Below are 19,125 nucleotides of genomic sequence, written 5' to 3'. Positions count from 1 at the left end.
AAAAAGCGGGACAATCCATCGTATAACAAAATAATCAGCGACAGCTGATCCGAAGTCTGGATCTTTGTCTGATTGTAATTCTTGTACGGCAGCTGGGCCATGCTTTCCTCTAGGGGACATAATTTTTGGAAACAATGATTGGAAGAAAATTTCACTGTTTCTTTTATCGGTCTCTCTAGGGAAAAACTTTAGTACTCCTTCATAAGAAAGGTGGATTTTTTACTTCAACCTCTCAAATTGATTTTCCGCTCGCCTGCTTGCGCTGGATTACTTAGCTGTGGCTGTGGACTTCCTCCCAGTGCTGCCGCAGCACGCGGCGCCATTCCCAGTTGTGGTCCCATGCTCGGTTGTGGTGTGGTAGCAGCAGGCTGAGCCCCAGTGCTCTTCTTACCAATAGCAACCCAGGCCTCACGCAATTCCATCAACAGTTTGCGGACAAGTAACGCGGGCTCAGGATTCTTGCTCATGTTCGATTCAATCAACTGCCCGAACATGTAACTGTAGAGCGAGCGCAGATTCTTGGCGACCTCACCACCTTTATCCATGTTGAGTGAAGCCATCAATTCAGCAACAATATTTTTGCTTTTGACTAGGTGAGTGTGAGTCTTTTCTACGTTACCCAGACGCATCTGCTCCACACCGAAGGTAATATTCTTGATCGCCCCATCGTAAAGCATCACGATCAGCTTATTCTGGTCCATCGTATTGACCGAAGCCCGCTTGTAGGCATTTTGATACTTCCCGTACGCACTCATGACTTTCCTTGGGTTGATACGTTCACAAACCTGCTCTACTACTCCTTTTCACCACCTTTGCTGCCGTTGAGAGCTGACAACTGCTGCGTGAGATAACTCTGCTGAGCCTTCAGACGACCCATTGTATTATCCAATTTGGCAAACTTGATCTGCAGGGACTCCTGCTTATTACTAATTCGTTCATTGAGCGTCTTAATCTGCTTATCATAAGATTGAAGCTGCTCGCTCAGGTCATTCGTCACTTGCTTCAGATCTCCTCCAGCTGGGTCAGTGATTCGTCGTAGGATATCTTTCAGCTGCACCGCAATTCCCTTGGTCACCACCACGTTTGCTTCTGGATCTCCGGCTTGGACTTGATCTTCGGGGAGAGTGACGAAGAGCCGTAGGCCCTCAGCTTCACTTTCATCTGCTCCAACCAGCAGTTGTCCTCGACCAGTTGCTTCGATACCATCGATGGTACCAACCACATCTTCTCCAGTTTTGGCATCGTACATCCCTAATCCTAGCCCAGAGAGGCTCTTTTCTTCACCTGCTTCAATCTCTAGAGTCGACTTGGAACCGTAAATATCAGAGATAAATTGCAAGCCTTCTTCTTTAACCTCCACTCGGATACTCCGTGTTCCTAATACCCGATCCTGGCGGAGCTGTGATTGGATCTCGCGAGCCAGTGAAGCTGGTGTGTAAGTACCCTCGCGTATCTCAATCAGCTCTGAACGCTTGTTGCCACTCGAAAGGTAGAAGGCGTTGTTGCTAGAGTTGATCAGAACTGTGCCTGGTAGTGAGCCTCCTGTTAAAGTCCCTCTAGTTGCCACCTTGCTGACTTCGACATCGTATCCTTCCGGATTAATTTGTGTCTTATCAGTCAAGCCTACAAATGCAACTCCTGGTGCATCAGAATCACCGTTACTTCGAAAGACGTTGGCCACCAGCTCGAAGTTTTCTGCAATTTTCTCATCCAGTTTGTTCTCATCAACAGACATGACACCTTTGTCATTGATGCGAATCCCAAGTGCAAAGAGCATATTGTCTGTCTGTGGCAAACCGGGTACTGAACCGATTGCTGTTGTTGCAATTTCATTGGTCATTTGTGCTACATTTCGATCACTCAGTAAGGGAGCCGCAGTCTGTGTAGCAGCATCGTACTTGGTCACCTCGGTCGCAGTAGCGTTGAATGTGTTGTAAGCATCGACAAAATTGATGATGCTCTCGCGGGCCACCTCCGTGTTATCGGATACTGAAATCGTAATTGGTTCTTCACTAGAATCTAAGATTTCCATCCGAAGTCCTGGAACCAAGTCCTCAACCATGTTATTGTCCCGCCGAATCTCTAGGCCTCCACCTTCCCGAGTTGCTCCAAGGCGTAACACCAAGTCCTTAGCCTCTCGAACCGTTGCTGTCGTAGCATTGACCTCAAATTTGTCACCTGCGAGCAACTCTCCTTCCCCAAGCATCAAGGACAATCCTGAGTCGAAGGGGACTGCATCACCCGGCTGATAGTTGAGCCCAAAGTCGAGCTTGCCCTCATTGCCTTTATCGTCTTCCCACTTCACCTCCAATTCTGTCGTTACTCCGACATTTCCTCGATCTACAACGGTGAAGGTATAGTTCTTATTTTCGCCGGACATGTAGTCGCCACTGATCGCGATCGGTGCCGTGCTGAAGACTTCATTAGTTTGTATTCCATCATCCAATGAACCGTACCGACTTTTGGGCTTACCACCTGATTCTTCAGCAGCTGCCTCTAGTTCATCTTCTTCAAATTCATAGGGTTCAAACTTGATGAACTCATCAACCTTGCCTGTACTTACCTTGCCGGTGGTTTCACCTGATTTTTCCTGCCACCAGAAGTTAACAGCTTCAGGATCACTTTTCGGTTCTACTTGTACGGTTGCAGTGTCACCATCTGAAATCAAACCCGCTGGCACTTTGATCGAAAGTCCATTGCCGATAGAGAGAACTCCATCACCTTTGCCGGCACCAAACTCCAAGTTAAACAGTTCTTCTCCATCCTTAGCATCGTAGGCTGTCGCTGTTTCGGAAGATCCTGCACCACCAGAACTGAAGTATGGCTCAGAGATTCTCAACTTCCCGTTCATTCCACTTTCAATAAATTCATAGTGAAGATAAAGGGGCTGCTGCCCACCGACCTGACCAGAGCCTTCGACCCGGAAAATCACTGTATCTTCTTCTTCGCCCGTGTATTCTCCGAAGACATACATCCCACTACCTTCAGCTCGTGTCTGCCAATCTGTTGGTGGATCAACTTTTGCGGCACGTTCTCCTTCGTTAAGCCACCACATTGCAGGAGATTTCTCTGTGTGGGCCTTGACTTGGAAAGAGTCACCACTGACTACCTCACCTTGACTCAACCGTAGGCTCAATCCATCGGCAAGTTCCAGTGCATCACCAGCTCGGTAGTTGAACTTGTTGATGCGATATTCCCCAGTTCTACCAAGCTCGTCTTCCCATGCCAGTACCACATCATTTTCACCTGGTATGACTCCAGCCTGAATCACCTGTACTGTGAATGTATTGTCTTCCGTTCCAGTGTAATCACCTGTGACTTCTGTAATCGGCGTCGAACTCATCAGATCTTCACCAAGAGCGGCGTCTTCCAGTGTGCGTCGACGCATCACTCCTTCCCATTCAGCAGCCTCATCATACTTGTTGCTGAAATCCAGAATCGGAGCATTTTCTTCACTGCTCTCGAGCTTCACTTCGATCTGAATTGCTCCCGCAGCTCCTTTTCGCTCACTGGTTAGCAACAACCGGAAGGGCTTATCTCCGTAGGTTTCTGCTACAAAAGCTTCCACTTCGGCTCCCGAGTCGTTGATCGCGTCACGAATACCTTCCAAAGTATTGTTTTCTTCAGTGATGTTGATGAATATTGGTGTATCACCGTCTTCTTCGCCAACTTGAATCTTAATCACACCCGTTCCGAATACTGCATCCTTACTTTCAAATCCTGGTGAATTCAGTTGGTGTGCAGTGGCAATCGAATCAATTGCAATCGTTGTCTTGCCAGGATCTGCAGAAGCACCTCCAGTCACTGTCACTATATCTGGCTTGCTGGAAGTGATCTTCTTAGCCTCCCAAATGTCTTTTCGGTCTAGGGAATCAACTGTGTCTTTGAGCTTGTTGATTTCCGTTTGCAGCGCAGCCCAGGCATCTACTTGCTGGAGCTTTTCTTCCTTGCGTTGCTCTACCGGCTGTAGCCGGCGTTTCTCAATCTTGATGAAGCGGTCAATGATTTCAGAGGTGTTGAGCTTTGAGCCCAATCCCATGACCGCATTCGGGTTCATCTCTGCCAAGAGACCTCCCTAATCTGTATGGGTGAGGGTGTCAGTAACCACTGGTTCTGACTGGAGTCGCATCGTGCGACTGATTGTGGGCTCATTCGATACTCGCTGTCAACTACTCTTGCATGGGTGAATTCTCACCAGCTTAGTTTAAGATATTGTTTCTGCATCAGGTTCGCTCCAACAATGTCAGAACAGACTGTGGTACCTGGTTAGCTTGAGCCAGCATTGCTGTACCAGAAGACATCAGGATCTGGTTGCGTACCAGACTACTCATCTCTTCGGCCATGTCGGCATCAGCCAACGTAGACTCTGCGGAAACAAGGTTTTCTCGAGTCACTCTCAGGCTACTCAGGTTCGACTCCAAAGCATTTTTCTGGAAAGAACCCAGATCTCCTCGCAAACTGGAAATCTCACTGACCGCCACATCGATTAGTTTCAAGGCATCTTGAGCTGAATCCACATCCAACACTTCAATATCATTCAAACTACGAAATTGGCTGTCGTTATCAATATTTCGGGCTAGCTTGGTTGGGCTGATGCTTTGGATAGAGATCTTACGTTGCTGCCCTTCGCTGGGACCAACCTGAAAGGCTAAAGAACGCTGAGAGACATGCACGTAGCCATCGATGTCTTCTCCAACCATTGCACCTCGCTCCATCTGGCGTAGAAGAGTGCCAGCAATTTTATTTTCACGACGGTTGAAGACTTCATAAATTATATCATCAGGCTCTCCGCCGTAACGAACCGTTACACCTTCTGCGACAGTTCCTGGAGCTGCACTTAAAAGTTGACCTCTACCAATAGCAGGATCGCCACCGCCAAACTCAGGATTGCCTCCGATTGTTCCCTCTACGTCTCGTCCAGGGATAGCAGTCACTGCCTTATTGGCTGGTGTATCCATATCGAAGAAATCGTCAATCTCTGTGGTGACCGTAAAGGTTGGTTCACTACCGTACTCTCGGTGACGAATGACAATCACTTCTTCATTGGCCAACTTGTTGAACTCACCCAGAATCTCTTCACTAGGATATTGCTCAAGCTTGTTCAATACATCTTCCAAGTTATTGAAGTCAGAGAGGGTATCACCCAATGTATCCAATGGTTTGTAGACCATGACTTCAAGATTAAGACCGGCTTGATCAATCTGGCGTTGCATCTCGTTAGCAACGAGCTGCTGTAGAGCCAACTCTGTTTTCTCTTTGAACCCCGGCTCTAAACTCGTATTAGCGGCTTGGAGTAACCTCTCAACATCTCGATAGAGATCTAAGTTGTCTTTGACATTCACTTCTACAGTCCGGCCACCTTCACTGATGACGAAGGACTTGTAGATATCTTCCATCGCTAAGGTATTTTCGGCGACAGCCATGGCCCGAGTCGCAGGCTGAGTGATATTGATCTTGTAACCTTCAGCTGGAGAAGCTTTTGTAAATTCCTTGGCTTCCACGAAGTCCATTCCATCGCCTACTGCAACACCACTGACGGAGTTGCTGCCATCTAACAAGGTACGGGTTCCAAACTGAGTATTTTTGGAGATGTTGCTCAAGGTTACCAAAAGATTTTCAATTTCACCCTGGTTGGCCTGCAACATCTTTTCATCGTTGGTTGCTTCGTTGGCGGAGTGTACTGCAAGTTGGCGGAGATTGATGAGAATGGAGCTAACTTCACTCAGAGCACCTTCGGTGGTCTGCATCATAGAGATGGAAGTTTCGGAATTTCGAATCGATTGTTCCAGGCCAGTAATTTGCGCCTTCATCTGCTCTGAAATCACTAGTTCTGCTGGGCCGTCAGCTGCTCTATTCAATCGACGCCCTGAGGAGAGGCGCTCTAGATTGCCGCTGAGTTCTTTCTCGGTGTGATTCAGATGGCGCAAGGCGTTTAGTGCTGCGACGTTTGAATTGACCCGAAGTGCCATTGAGATTCCTGACTCAAAAAGGGAACGACGAAAACGAAATCCATTTGCGGTTATTATCGACGCCAGAGAAAATTTCTTTAGCGTTTTTTGGCCCGGCGCTTCCGATGCACTGAATGCCTGATGAACATATCGACCAGTGCTTGGATTTCTTTAGTCTTTTTTTTCTTCTCTCAGATCCTTTTGTTTTCCAGAAAATGCCACCTGCTGAATTATCTCAGTTCCAGAACGCCTTGCTCACCTGGTTTGTAGAGCACCAACGAGATCTCCCCTGGCGGAAAAACTACCCAGCTTACGGAGTCTGGATCTCTGAGATGATGCTGCAGCAGACCCGGGTGGCAACCGTCCTTGACTACTATGACCGCTGGATAAAAGCTCTACCGAGTATCCTATCTGTAGCCGCAGCAGACGAAGCCACGATTCTCAAACTCTGGGAAGGTCTTGGTTACTACGCACGGGCTCGTAACATTCATCGTGCAGCCAAACAAATCTGTGAACAGCACGCAGGTGAATTTCCCAATGACTATGAGGCTATTCGGCAGCTTCCTGGAATTGGCCCCTACACCGCTGGAGCGATTACAAGTATTGCTTTTGAGCAAGATCATCCCGTTGTTGATGGCAACGTGATCCGTGTACTTTGTCGGTTGCTCAATCTAGATGCCGATCCAAAAGCTGGCTCCACCCAAAAAAAACTTTGGCAAGTGGCCACTGATTGGCTCCCAAAAGGACATGCCCGCAACTTCAACCAAGGATTAATGGAGTTAGGAGCAACAGTCTGTCACGTCCAGCAACCGAGTTGTTTGCTCTGTCCGATACAGCCTCACTGCCAAGCATATGTTCACCAGACCACAGAAATGATTCCGCGTCGTACTCAACGAAAAGCACCCATCCCTGTAACAAAAGCTGTGCTGGTACTCGTGTGTGAGAATCAAGTACTACTGCGACGCCCAGAACAAGGTTTGATGCAGGGTCTTTGGGCTTTTCCAGAAACCCTCGTAAAAGAGGAAGAGCCCTTGGTCAAGTTGCAGGCCGAATGGCAGCGCCGTAATCGGCCTGACTTCCAACTACAAACAAATTGGCCTACCTTGACTCATGCCTACACAACTTTCCTAGCGACCCTGCATCCTTTTTATTGTACGCTGACATCTATTCATGCTGATTTCCCATTGGAGGCAGAGGAACAGTGGCATTCTCTGCAAAGTCTACCAAAACTTGCCATGGCCAAAGCGCATGGACACCTACGTCAAAGCCTGCTGAATCAAAATGATCAGGACTCCCCATGACATTTCTGGAGTTGCACCAGCATTTGGAAGAGAGAGGATTTCGGCTACGCTGGGAACGTGGCAGCCAACGTACTTATTATAGGGAGAGAGCAAAGTGGCTCATTCGTCTAGATTACCGACCCAAGCAAAGTGTCCCGCAGGGAATCAAACAATATCTGTTAGATCTACTGATTCGAGAAGACCATGCTTGATCTCCCCTACAGTCTGATCATCGAAGCTACTGAAGATCCGATCATCTTTGGATTTTTCTCAGAGGAACTCTCCGGATTCACAGGAGTAGGACACTCGATTGAAGACTGCCTGTATAAGGCACGCTGGGGCATGCAGGATCACGTTGCCCTATTACGTGACCAGGGACTACCCGTCCCCCCCCAAAACCCAGACCCTCAGGTGTTGATTCGCAATGAAACACCACAACTGCTGGCCTAATCGAGCCACTTTTAAAACAACCATAGATGGCACAATTGAAACGTTTCTTTCGAAAACCGACACTGACCAGCCTCTCTAAAACCTGCGGCTGAGCGGCCAAACTCAACCCGGTCGGGTTGAAAAACCTGCTCTCTTCCTTGCCGCAGCAAACTGATCCAAATCTGCTGGTTGGTTTTGAAACGAGTGATGATGCTGGTGTCTATCAACTCAACGATACCCAAGCGATAGTCACTACAGCTGACTTTATCACTCCACCCACCGATGATCCGCAACTCTTTGGTCAGATTGCTGCGGCAAACGCCCTCAGTGACGTGTATGCGATGGGGGGACAGCCACTCACGTGCTTGAACCTGCTGGCTTTCCCAGCCAACAAACTTAGGCAAGAGATCCTACACGGCATTATTGCGGGGGCGGCAGAGAAAATTTTGGAAGCTGGAGCTGTGTTAGCAGGAGGGCACAGTATCGAAGATGAAGAACCCAAGTTTGGCTTGGCAGTTACCGGGGTGGTTCATCCTCAAAAAATCTGGAGGAACAATGGGGCGCGAGTCGGCGATGTACTGTTACTGACCAAGTCTCTGGGTAGTGGAGTTTTGCTAAATGCCAATCTGAAGGGCTGGGTTAGCCAGGAAGCAATCGAAGAGTGTTTTCGGCAGTTAACAATACTCAATCGGGTGGCTGCCGAGGCACTACAAGCCTTCAATGTTCATGCAGCAACCGACATTACTGGATTTGGACTGGCCGGCCATGCACTAGAGATCGCTCAAGGCTCTAAGGTGACAATCGAAATCGAGACTAAAAAATTACCTTGGCTACCAGAAGCAGCAGCCATGTATGAACGTGGGATGACCACAGGGACTAACCAAGCTAATCGTAAACTGGTGGAAGATGATGTTGAATTTCCAGCTCAGCAAGTGATGCAGGAACTGCTGGTTGACCCACAAACCAGTGGAGGTTTATTGGTTAGTCTACCCGCTGAAGAAGCGGAAAGAGCTATAAACCAACTCCACGAAGCTGGAGTACCAAACGCTTGCTTGATCGGACAAGTCATCCCTAGAAGTGACAAGGGAATTCGATTTCTCTAATTGAAGTAATATCTCATCTGAAGCCAAAGTATTCATTAAACAATACAATACTATGTTTTTCACGAACACAGAATAAATCTTCATCCAGAGAGCCCATAATGAAAATCATGCTGAAGCCCTTCGCAATGCTACGAGAATCCCTGCCACCCGAAGCAAAAAACCAAGAATTGGAAGCTGGAAGTACCGTTGCTGATCTGCTGGCGAAATTACAGCGTAACCACCCTGTGCTGAAGCCAGTGCTCCAATGCACGAGAGTCGCCTACCGGGATACGTATTTGGTTGGTGATGAAGTCTTGGAGGAAGGAGAAGAGTATGCTTTGATTCCGCCGGTGAGTGGCGGTTGAGAAGTGGAGGGAGATGCCGACTTTGTTGACGGCACCTGAAATATGATCAGCGCTTGGAGAACTGATAGCTTTTGCGGGCTCCAGGTCGTCCATATTTTTTACGTTCTACCGCTCGAGCATCGCGTGTCAGAAATCCTTCTTTCTTCAGTTGAGGGCGTAGTTCTTCACTTACTTCCAGCAGAGCCCTTGAGATGCCGTGCTTGATAGCACCCGCCTGTCCTGACAAACCACCACCACTGACGTTAATGAAAATGTCAAACTGATCACTGTTTTCAGTCAGTTCCAGGGGCTGTCGAACCACCATTTGTAGAGTGCTTCGGCCGAAGTACTGAGCGAGGGGAACTTTGTTGACCAGAATGTTGCCTGTACCCGGTCGCAGATAGACACGAGCAATGGAAGATTTTCGACGGCCAGTGCCGTAGTACTGCACAATTGCGTTCATAAACGACTCAAATTTCTAACGGTTTGGGTTGCTGAGCCAGATGGGGATGAGCCGATCCTGCGTAAACCTTGAGGCGGCGCAACATTCCACGGTTGAGGGCATTTTTGGCCATCATTCCCTTGACAGCTCGCTCAATCAAGGTTTCTGGCTTGCGGGCTTGTAATTCTTCGAAACGCGCAGACTTGATTCCACCTGGATAGCCCGTGTGATGATAGTACATCTTCTTCATGCTTTTCTGACCAGTCACCTGAATTTTTTCCGCGTTGACCACGATCACGAAATCCCCGACATCACTGTGTGGGGCGAACACAGCTTTGTGCTTGCCGCGTAGTGCACGGGCAATCTGTGTAGCCACTCGTCCCAGAGTTTTTCCCTCGGCATCGACGATCCACCAGTTGCGCGGATACTTATCGCCGGCTACGTCTTCTTTGCGTACGAACGGAGTCCTCATAACTTTCATCTCAAACGGAAGCAGCGGCTTCCCGCAGTTCTCTCAGGAGAGCCAGAATATTTGGTAAACATCGAATGATATGGAAGCTTGGCTGCGAATGCAAGGATTTTTGTATCAAGCAGCCGTACTTTGCAGCATTTCTGCTCCGATTACTACGTTGCGTCCAGCTTCCTTACCCTGGTAAAGGCATTCATCTGCGCGCTTGAGCAACATATCTACGTTCTCAGCATCGAAGGGATAAGTGGCAACCCCAAAAGTTGCGGTCAGGTTGCCCAACGGTTGCTGTTCCTGGTAGGGGATTTCTTCTTCCTCCACTGCCTGGCGCAATTTTTCAGCAATCTTGAGGGCTGCTGGTTTATCACATTTTGGCAGGAGCACGACGAATTCTTCACCACCGAAGCGAGCTGCCAAGTCACCACGCCGCACACTGCGTTTAAGGATTGCCGCAATCGAAGCCAACACCACGTCTCCCATCTGGTGACCGTGGGTGTCGTTATAGTGTTTGAAGTTGTCGACATCAGTGATGATCAACGAGAAGGGCTGACGCTCCTCCGGATACAGCGTGACCAGCGCGTCCAGGAACTCATCCATACGCCGCCGATTGGCCAGGTTGGTCAGCCGGTCGGTATCGGCTGCATGCTCCACCTGCTCCAGTTCCCGTTGTCGATAATAGGCCACTTTGAAAGCAGAAAGCTTGTGCCGCAGATCGAAAGTCGAGTAGGGGCGACCAAGAAAGTCCCCAACACCCATTTGCGCGAGCTTCTCACGATTGCTTTCATCATTGCACCACTCACTGACTGCAAAAACAGGACAGTTGTGCAAACCCACTGACTCACCGAGGGCTTCGAGTAACTCCTGTTCATCATGGTAGTCATGGTTATAAAGTGGATCGAGAATGATCAGATCAAAGCGCCGCTCAGCTGGAGTCTCAATGAATTCCTTGGGGCTGGCGTATTCGACAATCTTCATTTCTTTCCAGAGTGTACTCAGGGTACCTCGGATCACTCGTCGCTCGCGACTATCGATATCTACAATCGCAATGCAAGGTGGCGTGGCATTTCCTTGAGGACGAGCATTCCGTCGCAATTTGGCCTGGGCTTCTGTAATCCGCAGTTTTTCCGCAAGAATACTGGCAAAGCTGAGGTAAATTGCTGGAATGTGACTCATCTCTTCGGCCACACGAAACACATCATTCGGGAATGCAAGCACACGGGAGTCAACCTCGGCAGTGACGGTCATGGTACGAGCTTCTGGCGAGAGAATTGCCTGCTCTCCCACTACATCTCCCGGTGATTCCAGGCGAGAAATGAACTCTCCCTGCGAGGTAACCATCAGCGAACCATGGAGCAAGATGTACATTTCGGGGGGGGCCTTGTCACCCTCGTGCACCAGCTGCTCATCCTGAGACAACATCACAAGCTGTGACAGGCGCAGCATTTCCAGCAGCAGGTTCATCGGAATCTTGCGGAAGTAGCGACGATCTTTGATCGCCTCAGCGAACAAGTACAGTTCCGTGTGCTCTTCCTGGTGCAACATTGGTATGCGGTTCATGCGATACTCAAGAATCTAGGAACAGGTCGTATACAGAAAGATGAAAAAAATGAAAAAACATGCCACGATTCCCAACTAATCGCAAACCCTTGGAGACAAATCATGCTTTCAATAGCCGGATTGCTGATTGCCCCAGGATTGATGTGGGGATGGTTATTCTATCGTCTACACCGTTACCAGCGAGCCAGTCTGCGACGATTGGCCGCGCTATTCGTCGGTGGAATGTTCTGTGGACTGATTGCACTGTTGCTCAACCACAGCGTTGAGAAGTACACGCTTTTTTGGCCTGGAGCCAAGGAAACCTTCACCTGGATGGATCAAGACTGGCCACTCTATAAGGCTGGTTTCTGGATGCTAGTCGGGTTTAACGAGGAAACCGCCAAGTTGCTTGTACTGTTGTTGCTCAGCTTTCCCACCCGGCATCTGCGTGAGCCCTTTGACGGCATCCTACACGGTGCAGTAGTCGCACTAGGTTTTGCGACGTTAGAAAATGGCTTCTATCTTCAGCAGTACGGAGTAGGCGTTGTGGCAACTCGGACTGTAGTGACTCTTCCGGCTCACGCCTTCATGAGTGTGCCTCTGGGTTACTTCGTTGCCAAAGCTCGCCTTAGTCAGCTTCAGGGAGCAGATGCCGCAGCCGTCACTCGCTTATTGCTAGGAGGTTGGCTGATTGCCGCTGTACTCCATGGGACTTATGATCTCCTGCTCTCTTTTGGCTTCTCCAAGTGGGCCTACGCACAGATTGCACTGATGGGGCTTTTCAGTCTATGGCTGGGGGTAAGCAACTGGCGCCACTCTGCGTACCTGCCAAGCCTGCACAAGTCTCAGCCGAGCAATCACTGGTTAGCTTTCCTGCTGGGAAGTCGTTCTTGATGAAGAGGGAGCCTTGGGTGGCCAGGGAATGAAGGCACTGGTTCGCTCAACATAATCCCGATACTCCGGCTTGGCGTCCACCAGTGTGTGTTCCAGCAGTCGAACTCCTGAAACCTGAATGATCAGCCCGGTCATCAACAGAGGACCAATCATTGGCCAGTAGCTTCCACTGGCCGCACTGAACAATCCATAACCCCACCAGACCGCAGCATCGCCAAAGTAGTTTGGATGACGCGTGTACTTCCAAAATCCCTGGTCTAGCACCTTACCTTTGTTGGCAGGATTGGCCTTGAATTGTGCCAACTGCCAGTCTCCTCCAGCCTCAAAAGCAAAACCAACTCCCCAGCAAAAGAGTGCCAACGCATCAAACAAGCCGAAAGGACTTTCTTCTGCAGCAAGATATGGGACTGCCAGCAAGGGAGCCGAGATGAACCAAAGCAATCCACCCTGCAGCAAAAACACCTGAAAATAACTGAACCACCAGTAGCGTTCTGGTCCAAAATCCTGACGAAATTGCTGGTAGCGATAATCCTCTCCCTTACCGTGGTTACGCCAGCCGATGTGCAAGGCAAGTCGCAGTCCCCAGATCGTCACCAGTCCAAGCAGCAGTGTGGAGCGCCACGAGTCGAATTCACACTGCCAGGCATACCACCAAGCGCAGACCACAAAGCCTGGTCCCCAGAAGATATCAACAATACTGGCATTTTTTATCCGAACACTGACCCCCCAGAGGAAGGCACCCAAAATCACGATCAGGATCAGTGCCTGTAGCCAAATTTCCCAAAAAGCCATTAAATCATCTCTCTCTTACACCAAGGGCACAAAGGCGTAGGAACCGTGACGGGTGACGTGTCGTTTGCCGTCACTCTTCTCCGCCCTAGTCATTACGCAGGAATAGGGATCTCCCACCGGAACCACGAGGATCCCTCCTTCAGCCAATTGCTCCCAGAGATCATTAGGAAAGCGAGCCGCCGCTGCGGTGACAATGATCCGATCAAACGGGGCCAACTCTGGAACACCAATCTTTCCATCGCTGTAACGGACTTCCACATTCTGAATGCCTGCTCGACGTATATTCTGAGAAGCCATTTCAACCAGTTCCCTTCGACATTCCAGTGAGACCACCTGCTTGGCCAGCAGACCCAGCAGGGCAGCATTGTAACCACTACCGGCACCGACTTCGAGCACTCGGTGTTGTGGAGCCACTTCTAGCAAGCGGAGCATCGTCATCACGGTAGTGGGTTGGGAGATAGTCTGGTTGGAACCAATCGGCAGCGGGTAGTCCATGTAGGCGTTTTCCCGGTGAATCGGGCTCACAAACTCTTCTCGAGACAACTGGCGGAACACCTTCAGCAAGCGCTCGTCACAAGTCACGCCGGTGTCTCGCCAAAATTGCTGCAGTTGTCTCTTGGCCTGAACCAAGGCACTTTCTTCTCGATCTTTCATGAAACTCAGGTCAAACAAGGAGGAGGCTGGCAGTCTTAGCCAGGGAGCAGGTCCGCCCTTTTCTTCTTCACCCAATGTGAAAGTGAATTGATAAAAGTGTCGTGCTGGTCGATGAGCTGATTGCTCTAGGAGATCGGCTTTCTAAACTAGCCGAAATGATTCTGATGATCTATTCATTCAACGAATCCAAGCTCGTCACGGTTTGGGCAGGCTGTTCCCAAAATGGTATCGGGAACTCCTGTAAGATCAACAAATTTTACAGATGAGCCAGCATCTTCAAGATCTTGGAAATCGCCACATCGTTGTGCAGACGCAGCTTCAACCTCCACTGCTACCAAAGCCTCCCACACCTCGGACGGTTGCTCCCAACTCGCTGACAACTTCCACAGTCACTTCCTCTCGGCGACGTAGGATCAGCTGAGCCACCCGACGCCCAATCATCTCTGCTGCAGCGTCCGCTCCAGATTCTTCCCCCAAGTATCGTAGTGCTAGCCGAATTCGACCTCGGTAGTCTGGATCAATGATACCAACTGAATTGGCTAGGATGAAATCCGTCTTGGACAAACTGGAGCGAGCAACCACCTCCACGTAGTATCCTTCCGAAGGTTCGACCGAGACACCTGTGTCGATGAAAAAAAGTCGTTCATTGTGTGGCTCCACCGCCATTGCTGTTAGGTCAAGACCCACATCCTTGGGATGAGCCCGCTGAGGAACTGGCATGTCCGGATAATGAAGTTGCAGACGCAGTGTGGACATAGCTTACTCAGAGAAAAATCGGACAGAGGGTGTAGGAGAGATCTTCTGCATCTGGATCCAAGTGAACTCCTACTACCACACAGTGCTGGGGTGGTGACATCGGCAGATCACGACCAGGGCCGAGGGCAAAAGAGATAGCCCCCACTTCTTCAACCAGGGTTTGATAACTCCCACTTCCGGAACGACGTTAAAGTTTCTTGTCGGCAGCACGAAAACGGTAGGAGATGCGCTCTCAGGTATCATTCAGGTCTCCATCACGGTTGAAATCTGCAAGCAAGACTAGTTCATCTCGAAGAGACTTGTACTGGTTCAGCATCATCTCCCAGCGCATATCCAGCCTGGATTAACTCAGTCTTAAGCATCAATAGAAAGCGATCCAGTTGGCATTGCTTAGCAGAGGTAGTGTATTGATCGGTGAGTAGAGAGGAGAAGTGCAGCAGCGGTCCCTGGGCGAGTGCCAGAAAGACGGCAGCGACCAAAGTCGCTAGGAGGAGTTCCAGCCAGGTAAAGCCGGATCTCATTCCGGCACGAGAGTCTTCAATGAATCGATGGCATGAACTGGCGCGTGTTCCCCAGCCATCAGTTCGGTCAAAGCACCATAGACCAGCCGTTGCTTAGCCAGTAGACCCTTGCCCTCAAAGGCTGAGGAGATGACTTCCAGAGAGAAGTGACCACCACCACCAGTGACTACTACTTCAGCGTCTGGAAGGGCTGTCTGGACGGCTTGTTTGATTTGTTCACAAAGTTCGGCACTCATCGTTTTTACCAAGTGGGTTGAAAGACGTTTTCCTGAACAGGTGTTTCAAACTGAAAGGAAGTTTTGCAACCACAGGAAGACTTTGCGGAAGGGTTGTTGAAGCGCAATCCACGATCCATCAAGCTGTAGCTCCAATCAATTTCTGTGTCCTTAATATAGAGGTAGCTCTTCTTGTCCACAACGACCTGCATCCCCTGTGATTCAAAATCCAGATCAAAGCGAGTCTTGCGGGCATCGAAATCAAAGGTATAGGTGAAGCCGGAGCATCCCCCACCCTTGACCCCCACTCGGATGAATACATTTTCTTCCAGCTGCTGCTCCTGCATGATCTTGCGGATCTCCTTTGCCGCATTTTCAGTCAGCGTAATCATATCGTCCTTTCAGTGGCCTTCACTCACCAGGTTGCGGTTCCAATCGGGAATTTCCACGACCACATCACTCGTTCCATCTGGCACACACTGACAGGCCAGTCGGGAGTTTGGCTGTAGTCCGGGGGCCATGTCCAGCATATCTTCCTCATCCTCGGTGGCTTCATTGCAGCTTTCCATTCCAGAACGCACCCAGATGTGGCAGGTCGAACAGGCACAAACTCCTCCACAGGAATGATCCATGTCGAGACCAGCTTCCAGAGCACTGGCTAGCAGAGAGCCAGGTAGTCCGTCCTGAGGATGAGGCAGTATTGCTGGCTGAACCTCAACCGTCACATCGGCTGGTAAGAAAGTGATCTTGTAGGGTTCCTGAGGCAGGACAAAATCGGGTTGCTGGATGTAGGGATTGACTCCGGACATTGTGCTGTTGGCTCCTGAGGCGATGCGGATGAGAAGTAAATTAATTAGATTAGCAGATGAAAAACAGGTTGTCTATTTTGAGAACTGGTAGGAAGTGTCCTCAATACTTCGTAGCTAAATCAACCCCATTCCATTTCAGGCAATCAAAGCGTCACCGTAACAACGCCTTGCACAATTTCTTTTCCAGTTCCATGAAGCATTTCCCGAACTGGGTTTGTTGTGCCATCGCTGTTTCGAAGCTTGCACGGAGCAGGGATTCAACATCGACTTGGGAGAGATTCTCTCGTCCAAGCGCGTTCAGGTGCAAAGCCAAAAGCTTGCTGAGGTCATGACTCCGACAAAGATTCCAACCTAAACCGTACTCTGCAAACAGCTGCTGAGCCTGATTGACCATCCAATCATGATCGGGTTTGTGGAGGGCGCTGGCAACGATAATTTTCCTTAGTTTGTCTTCTTGAATTTGTAGGGTGAGTGGGTCCAAAAATTCAGCTGTACCAATCCGCAAGGCATCTCGATCCCAGTACCCACGGTGAAATTCAGAGTAGAAGAATTGAGCTGCAGCACGATAGGCACCAATCAGAGAAGCAGCCTTGCGCAAGGCTTCACGTTGTTGTTTCAGGTAAGCAACCAGATCTTCCTGCTCATCCAGGATCCGCTCTGGTAATTTCTCGTAGAACAGCTTACGCAAGGCATCCGAGCGAACCAGTACCCCTTCCAAATCATTGGCTTCGGCTTCTTCCTCCAGGCTTCGTGCTGAGACGTAGATAAGGCACTCATGTTCAACCAGTTCACGTCCTAGCAGCTGGTCGTAGTCCAGATTGACCAGACAAATCAGCGGGGGTTGGATTGGTTGCTTACAGGCCAGACGCCAGACTGCCTCCACTTGCTGGTGACCCTGCAGAGGTTCAACACGCAGCTGTTCCTCACGTAGCCAGTTGAGAAAAAACTTACGATCAGAAGGCCCTTCGACCAGCAGTGTCAACTTACGGGACTGGCTGTGGCGCATGCGGACCTGGTTGAGAATGCGAACCGGATTGCGCTGACTCACCAGCAGCGTACTGGGCCTCAGTTCTCTACCTGATCAGCAAGTTCACAGACAATGTTCCAGTCGTCACCCACAAGGGAAGGAGAGTGCGTGGCCATCAACAGGTAGCAGTCGTTGAGTTCACAGATCTGCTGAAGCAGCGGAAGGAAATCGTCTTACCAAGCTGGATGCAGCGAAAGTTCCGGTTCATCCAACAACACGAGCTGCTTGGGTTGAGTATCAAAGATCAACAGTCCCAGCAGGTAGACCAGTTGTTGTTCTCCAGAAGAGAGCTTGTCCAGTGAGAGGGGCTGCCGTAACTCACTGTTGCGATCCATGACACGCAATTCGAGTTGGCCCGTGGAATCTGTCTGGAAATGCTTGCGATGTAGCCAGAGATTGAGTGTGTCCAGTAACAACTTCAGGTGGTGGGCACAGTGCTGAAGTGTGTGAAAGCGCTCCAGGATGTTCTCACAGTAGCAGCGTAACAGCCGACTCTGTTCAGGAAGGTAGTTTGGTCCTGTGGGTAGAATGCTCTCCGTCGTACCCGGGCTGATCAGCTGCAATTCCTCCAGGCATCGCTCCTGCTCCTGAAGACGAGCAAATAGATCTCGTAATTCCTCTGTTGAGACCTCTTCCGTACCCTGCAAGGCTTGAAGCAGAGACTGTAGCAGGTTGCGTTCGTGTTCACGAATCGTCTGGGCATAATCATTTAAAGACTGTTGCACCAAACGCTGACTCTGCTCCCGAACGGTATCCAGCTTCGATACTTCGGACATTCCACTCATTTCAGCCCGCATGCTTGACTGGACCGGCAAACGTACTGAAGGCAGCATGCTGACCCTCTATTCGCTGATGCCAAGCCTGCACCCAGTGAGGCACATGAGCACGAGGTTCCGTGGGGTTCCAAAATTCCTTGCAGCGTTCCGGCCACTCTGCGGCAGCCGAATCAGTCTCTTCACTCTCCCAACGTGCTCCCCATTGAGGATGAACCGCCACGCTGGCTCGCTGTTCCTGTTCTTTGCCGAGCGACCGTTCCTTCAAGTCCATCCGACAGATCTCCGAGCTCCCTTCCGTGTTCATTCGAGTGACTGTCATTTGGGATTGATCTGCCAGCTGGATCTCCAGCGAGTCGAAGGTGTAGTGGCTCAACTCCAGATAGTCCTGACGTGCCAGGGCATCAATCATGTGCAGCAGGTGGGTCTTACCATAGCCATTGGGTGCCGTCAGGATCGCAATCGGGGAGTCCGTACGAGTGATCGAGAGGTCATAATCGAAGCGACCGAAGAGACCCCGCACCTTCAGCTGGACTAGGTTCTGTGGTTCAGGCATCAAAATCTCAGCAAGAGGCTTAGAGGAATCCCTGATAACGCAGCGCATCCAACGCATCCGTGACTGCAGCCTGGCACAGTTCAGCACCAATCTTGGCGGTTGCTCCGGAGGGATCAGAGCCAATCCTGCCATCTGGAAACTTGTGGCGATAGTCCACTGCACTACCGAAGGAACCTCCACGGGCCACTCGGGGTTCCATTGTTTCTGCTGGCTTGGTGTGTTCCGGGTAGGCGTGGAAGGTCAGTGAAATTTCTGAAGGTGTTGCGTGACTGCCCTCGATCCCGGGGAAGTAGCGATTGCTTATCTCGGTCACTCGTCGTCCCTGGTACCAGTTGTGGAGCACCAACTCCAACTCTGGTTGCTGAACGGGAGCTCGTCCAAGGCTAGCTTCTGCATGAATTTCTGCGAAGCTGGCCTTAACCGTGGCGATGTTGCCTCCGTGTCCATTTAAAAAGAAGAAGTGCGTGAAACCATGCTTCACCAGACTTTTCACATAGTCTTCAATGATTGAAATCAGCGTGGTGGGGCGGACAGTAATGGAGCCTGCAAAGCCCAGGTGATGCTGAGCCATGCCCACTTCGATGGAAGGGCCGATCAGGAT

23 protein-coding genes and 2 pseudogenes are annotated in these 19,125 nt (G+C 50.1%); 7 read left to right on the top strand and 18 right to left on the bottom strand.

The features are described 5' to 3' along the window. Positions 1 to 224: 224 nt before the first annotated feature. The 3 genes from fliS to P8O70_15675 form a co-directional block, all read right to left on the bottom strand. The gene (gene fliS, locus P8O70_15685) at positions 225 to 755 is read right to left on the bottom strand and encodes a flagellar export chaperone FliS (GenBank protein MDG2198283.1); all 531 of its coding nucleotides are present in this window, start codon (positions 753 to 755) and stop codon (positions 225 to 227) included. A gap of 38 nt (positions 756 to 793) precedes the next feature. Beyond that, entirely contained in the window at positions 794 to 4,057 is a 3,264-nt protein-coding gene (gene fliD / locus P8O70_15680) for a flagellar filament capping protein FliD (GenBank protein ID MDG2198282.1), read from the bottom strand. 166 nt (positions 4,058 to 4,223) lie between these two features. Beyond that, positions 4,224 to 5,969 carry a flagellin gene (locus tag P8O70_15675; GenBank protein MDG2198281.1) on the bottom strand — a complete coding sequence of 582 codons (1,746 nt, stop codon included), beginning with the start codon at positions 5,967 to 5,969 and terminating at the stop codon, positions 4,224 to 4,226. Positions 5,970 to 6,082: 113 nt separating this feature from the next. On the opposite strand from P8O70_15675, the gene mutY reads away from it, so the two are divergent. The 5 genes and pseudogenes from mutY (at position 6,083) to P8O70_15650 (ending at position 9,104) form a co-directional block, all read left to right on the top strand. After that, the gene (gene mutY / locus P8O70_15670) at positions 6,083 to 7,249 is read left to right on the top strand and encodes an A/G-specific adenine glycosylase (protein ID MDG2198280.1); all 1,167 of its coding nucleotides are present in this window, start codon (positions 6,083 to 6,085) and stop codon (positions 7,247 to 7,249) included. Next, positions 7,246 to 7,440 (top strand): type II toxin-antitoxin system HicA family toxin, encoded by a 195-nt coding sequence (locus P8O70_15665; protein ID MDG2198279.1) that lies wholly within the window; start codon positions 7,246 to 7,248, stop codon positions 7,438 to 7,440. Before mutY ends, P8O70_15665 begins: the two co-directional genes overlap by 4 nt. After that, entirely contained in the window at positions 7,433 to 7,678 is a 246-nt protein-coding gene (locus P8O70_15660; GenBank protein ID MDG2198278.1) for a type II toxin-antitoxin system HicB family antitoxin, read from the top strand. The genes P8O70_15665 and P8O70_15660 overlap by 8 nt, the downstream gene beginning before the upstream one ends. A 107-nt stretch (positions 7,679 to 7,785) precedes the next feature. After that, positions 7,786 to 8,760, top strand: a pseudogene (gene selD, locus P8O70_15655) (selenide, water dikinase SelD). A gap of 98 nt (positions 8,761 to 8,858) precedes the next feature. Further along, complete coding sequence (locus tag P8O70_15650) at positions 8,859 to 9,104, top strand: MoaD/ThiS family protein (protein MDG2198277.1); 246 nt, start codon at positions 8,859 to 8,861, stop codon at positions 9,102 to 9,104. Between the two features lie 46 nt (positions 9,105 to 9,150). Here the strand turns inward: P8O70_15650 and rpsI are convergent, their stop codons facing one another. The 3 genes from rpsI to P8O70_15635 form a co-directional block, all read right to left on the bottom strand. Further along, positions 9,151 to 9,546: a 30S ribosomal protein S9 gene (rpsI, locus tag P8O70_15645; GenBank protein ID MDG2198276.1), complete on the bottom strand. Its 396-nt coding sequence runs from the start codon at positions 9,544 to 9,546 to the stop codon at positions 9,151 to 9,153. Between the two features lie 7 nt (positions 9,547 to 9,553). After that, entirely contained in the window at positions 9,554 to 9,997 is a 444-nt protein-coding gene (rplM, locus tag P8O70_15640) for a 50S ribosomal protein L13 (protein MDG2198275.1), read from the bottom strand. Positions 9,998 to 10,111: 114 nt separating this feature from the next. Further along, entirely contained in the window at positions 10,112 to 11,548 is a 1,437-nt protein-coding gene (locus tag P8O70_15635; GenBank protein MDG2198274.1) for a diguanylate cyclase, read from the bottom strand. Between the two features lie 102 nt (positions 11,549 to 11,650). Between P8O70_15635 and P8O70_15630 the strand changes: the two genes are divergently transcribed. After that, positions 11,651 to 12,421 (top strand): PrsW family glutamic-type intramembrane protease, encoded by a 771-nt coding sequence (locus P8O70_15630; GenBank protein ID MDG2198273.1) that lies wholly within the window; start codon positions 11,651 to 11,653, stop codon positions 12,419 to 12,421. Here the strand turns inward: P8O70_15630 and P8O70_15625 are convergent. Beyond that, entirely contained in the window at positions 12,392 to 13,213 is an 822-nt protein-coding gene (locus P8O70_15625; protein ID MDG2198272.1) for a DUF1295 domain-containing protein, read from the bottom strand. The two genes, P8O70_15630 and P8O70_15625, sit on opposite strands and share 30 nt — an antisense overlap. A gap of 15 nt (positions 13,214 to 13,228) precedes the next feature. Continuing rightward, complete coding sequence (locus P8O70_15620; protein MDG2198271.1) at positions 13,229 to 13,867, bottom strand: protein-L-isoaspartate(D-aspartate) O-methyltransferase; 639 nt, start codon at positions 13,865 to 13,867, stop codon at positions 13,229 to 13,231. A 155-nt stretch (positions 13,868 to 14,022) separates the two neighbouring features. Between P8O70_15620 and P8O70_15615 the strand changes: the two are divergent. Continuing rightward, positions 14,023 to 14,108 (top strand): annotated as a pseudogene (locus tag P8O70_15615) (putrescine ABC transporter permease PotI). A gap of 77 nt (positions 14,109 to 14,185) precedes the next feature. On the opposite strand, the gene P8O70_15610 reads toward P8O70_15615, so the two are convergent. The 10 genes from P8O70_15610 to P8O70_15565 all read right to left on the bottom strand — a co-directional run. Beyond that, the gene (locus P8O70_15610) at positions 14,186 to 14,623 is read right to left on the bottom strand and encodes a dUTP pyrophosphatase (protein MDG2198270.1); all 438 of its coding nucleotides are present in this window, start codon (positions 14,621 to 14,623) and stop codon (positions 14,186 to 14,188) included. A gap of 7 nt (positions 14,624 to 14,630) precedes the next feature. Continuing rightward, on the bottom strand, positions 14,631 to 14,768 hold the full coding sequence (locus P8O70_15605) for a hypothetical protein (protein ID MDG2198269.1): 138 nt from the start codon (positions 14,766 to 14,768) through the stop codon (positions 14,631 to 14,633). A gap of 139 nt (positions 14,769 to 14,907) precedes the next feature. Then, the gene (locus P8O70_15600; GenBank protein ID MDG2198268.1) at positions 14,908 to 15,144 is read right to left on the bottom strand and encodes a hypothetical protein; all 237 of its coding nucleotides are present in this window, start codon (positions 15,142 to 15,144) and stop codon (positions 14,908 to 14,910) included. Next, complete coding sequence (locus tag P8O70_15595) at positions 15,141 to 15,380, bottom strand: BolA/IbaG family iron-sulfur metabolism protein (protein ID MDG2198267.1); 240 nt, start codon at positions 15,378 to 15,380, stop codon at positions 15,141 to 15,143. The genes P8O70_15600 and P8O70_15595 overlap by 4 nt, the downstream gene beginning before the upstream one ends. 5 nt (positions 15,381 to 15,385) lie before the next feature. Beyond that, positions 15,386 to 15,751, bottom strand: coding sequence for an iron-sulfur cluster assembly accessory protein (locus tag P8O70_15590; GenBank protein MDG2198266.1), 366 nt, complete (start codon positions 15,749 to 15,751; stop codon positions 15,386 to 15,388). A 9-nt stretch (positions 15,752 to 15,760) separates the two neighbouring features. Continuing rightward, entirely contained in the window at positions 15,761 to 16,168 is a 408-nt protein-coding gene (locus P8O70_15585) for a 2Fe-2S iron-sulfur cluster-binding protein (protein ID MDG2198265.1), read from the bottom strand. 151 nt (positions 16,169 to 16,319) lie between these two features. Continuing rightward, positions 16,320 to 17,216, bottom strand: a complete 897-nt coding sequence (locus P8O70_15580) for a hypothetical protein (GenBank protein ID MDG2198264.1) — start codon at positions 17,214 to 17,216, stop codon at positions 16,320 to 16,322. A 152-nt stretch (positions 17,217 to 17,368) separates the two neighbouring features. Next, positions 17,369 to 18,028, bottom strand: coding sequence for an AAA family ATPase (locus P8O70_15575; GenBank protein ID MDG2198263.1), 660 nt, complete (start codon positions 18,026 to 18,028; stop codon positions 17,369 to 17,371). Then, on the bottom strand, positions 17,982 to 18,524 hold the full coding sequence (locus P8O70_15570) for a hypothetical protein (GenBank protein ID MDG2198262.1): 543 nt from the start codon (positions 18,522 to 18,524) through the stop codon (positions 17,982 to 17,984). The genes P8O70_15575 and P8O70_15570 overlap by 47 nt, the downstream gene beginning before the upstream one ends. 19 nt (positions 18,525 to 18,543) lie before the next feature. Then, positions 18,544 to 19,125: creatininase family protein (locus P8O70_15565; protein ID MDG2198261.1), on the bottom strand; the 582-nt coding region annotated here is incomplete at its 5' end.

The organism is SAR324 cluster bacterium, assembly GCA_029245725.1.
Lineage (GTDB): Bacteria > SAR324 > SAR324 > SAR324 > NAC60-12 > JCVI-SCAAA005.
The sequence above is the reverse complement of the archived record's forward strand: the minus strand, read 5'-3'. Positions and strand labels throughout refer to the sequence as shown.